Source organism: Streptosporangium sp. NPDC048047, from assembly GCF_040653115.1.
Classification (GTDB): domain Bacteria; phylum Actinomycetota; class Actinomycetes; order Streptosporangiales; family Streptosporangiaceae; genus Streptosporangium.
Genome location: NZ_JBEZNH010000130.1, coordinates 1 through 2,268, shown reverse-complemented (window position 1 = coordinate 2,268; position 2,268 = coordinate 1). Strand labels below are relative to the sequence as shown.

Annotated in this window: 1 protein-coding gene; it reads left to right on the top strand. The window is 76.1% G+C overall.

What is annotated here, in order from left to right; genetic code table 11:
• Positions 1–11 precede the first annotated feature (11 nt).
• The coding region (locus tag AB0D67_RS39035; protein ID WP_362947468.1) for an acyltransferase domain-containing protein at positions 12–2,268 on the top strand (2,257 nt) is incomplete at its 3' end.

Here is a 2,268-nt window from a genome sequence, read left to right as displayed (position 1 = left end):
TGTGGGCGGTCATGGTGGGGTTGGCGGCGGTGTGGCGGGCGGCGGGGGTGGAGCCTCAGGCCGTCGTGGGCCACTCACAGGGCGAGATCGCCGCGGCCTGCGCCGCCGGCGCGCTGTCCCTCGAAGACGCGGCCCGGATCATGGTCCTGCGCAGCCGGATCATCGCCCAGGCGGACGGCACGGGCGGCATGGCCGCGATCGGCCTGCCCCCCGCCGAGGCCGGCGAGCTGATCGGATCGCGATGGCGGGACCGCCTCTGGGTGGCCGTGCACGCGAGCCCGGAGAGCTGCGTGGTGGCCGGCGACCTCGACGCCCTGGACGAGCTCGCCGGGCACCCGGGTGTCAGAGCGCGCCGGGTCGACATCGACTACGCCAGCCACACCCCGCACATGCTCGCCCTCGTTCCCGAACTGGAGAAGGCGCTGGCCGGGGTGTGGCCGGTCGAGGGCGACGTGCGGTTCTGCTCCTCGGTCGAGGCGGCGTTCGTCGAGGGCACGACCCTGACGGAGACGTACTGGATCGACAACCTGTGCCGCCCGGTGCTGTTCGACGAGGCGATCAGAACCGCGGCCGAGCCGGACTCGCCGGTGTTCATCGAGGTCAGCCCGCACCCTGTGCTGCTCGGGAATGTGACGGACAGCTGCCGCGCCGCCGGGATCGGGGCCGGGGTGTGCGGGTCGCTGCGCCGCGACGAGGGCGGCCCGCGTCGCATGCTCCTCTCCCTGGCCCAGGCGTGGACGCTGGGCGCGGAGGTCTCCTGGACGACGGTCCTGGGGTCCGGTCCGCGTCCCGCCGTGAGCCCGCCCGCCTACGCCTTCCAGCGCGACCGCTACTGGCTCGACCCCGTGGCGACGGATTCGGGCTCCTCCCCGCATCCGCTGCTCGACCGGGTCGTCCCGCTCGCCGCCGACGACGGCTTCCTGCTGACCGGACGGCTGTCCCCGGCCACGACCCCGTGGCTGGCCGACCACGCCGTGGACGGCGCGGTGCTGCTGCCCGGCACGGCCTTCGCCGAACTGGCGCTGGAGGCCGCCGCCCACGCGGGCTGCGACCTGCTGGAGGACCTGACGCTGGACGCGCCGCTGTTCCTGCCCGAGTCCGGGTCCGTACAGGTGCAGGTGGCCGTGGGCGGGCCGGACGATCAGGGCCGCCGCACGGTCGGCGTCCACGCCCGGCGGTCCGACGACGACCCCTGGACGGCGCACGCGGACGGCCTGCTCGGCACGGCCCCGGCGACCGCCTCCGAGCGGCTGACGTCCTGGCCGCCGGAGGGGACCGCGGTCGACCTGACCGATGTGTACGACCGGCTCGCCGGACGCGGCTACGACTACGGCCCCGCCTTCCAGGGCCTGCGCGCCGCCTGGCACGCGGACGGCCACGCCTACGCCGAGGTCGCCCTGCCCGACCTGGTGCGCGGGGACGCCGGCCGCTTCACCCTCCACCCCGCCCTCCTGGACGCGGCCCTGCACCTGACCGTCCACGAGTCGGGCCACGACGGGGACACCCTGCTGCTGCCGTTCTCCTGGAGCGGCCTCCGCGTGTCCGCCCGCGGCGCCGACACCCTCCGCGTACGGATCACGGAGAAGGGCGGCGGCCGGATCGCGCTGGCGCTCTTCGACGGCACGGGCGAGTGGATCGCCGGCGTCGAGACCCTGGCACTCCGCGAGACCCCGAGGAGCGCCGCCCGCCCCTCCACCGGGACCGCGCCCTACGCGCTCGAATGGACCGAGACCGCCGCGACCGGCGCCCCGGGGAACGCGCGGTGGGCGGTGGTCGGGTTCGACGAGCTCGCCGACGAGATCGAGGCCGGCCTGGCGGCGGCCGGGACGCCCGCGCCGCGCTACTACGACCTGTTCTCGCTGGCCGACATGAGCGCGGGCGAGGTGCCCGGCCTGGTGCTGGCGCCCTGCCGGGGAGACGCCGACGACCTGCCGTACTCGGTCCACGACGGTCTGCGCCAGGTGCTCGACCTCGTACAGGGCTGGCTCGGTGACGAGCGGTTCGCGGGCTCCCGGCTCGTCCTCGTGACCCGGCCCGGTGACCTCGCCGCGGCGGCGGTGTGGGGGCTGGTGCGGTCGGCGCAGACCGAGCAGCCGGGCCGCCTCGTCCTGGCCGAGGTGCCGGCGGGCTTCCGCGACTGGGACCGGGTGGCCGCGGCCGTCGCGGCGGGCGAGACCCAGTTCGCGGTCACGGACGACGCCCTGCTGACGCCTCGCCTGGTCCGCCGCGGTCCCGCGGCCGGGCCGGTCCCGGTGACGGAGGGGACGG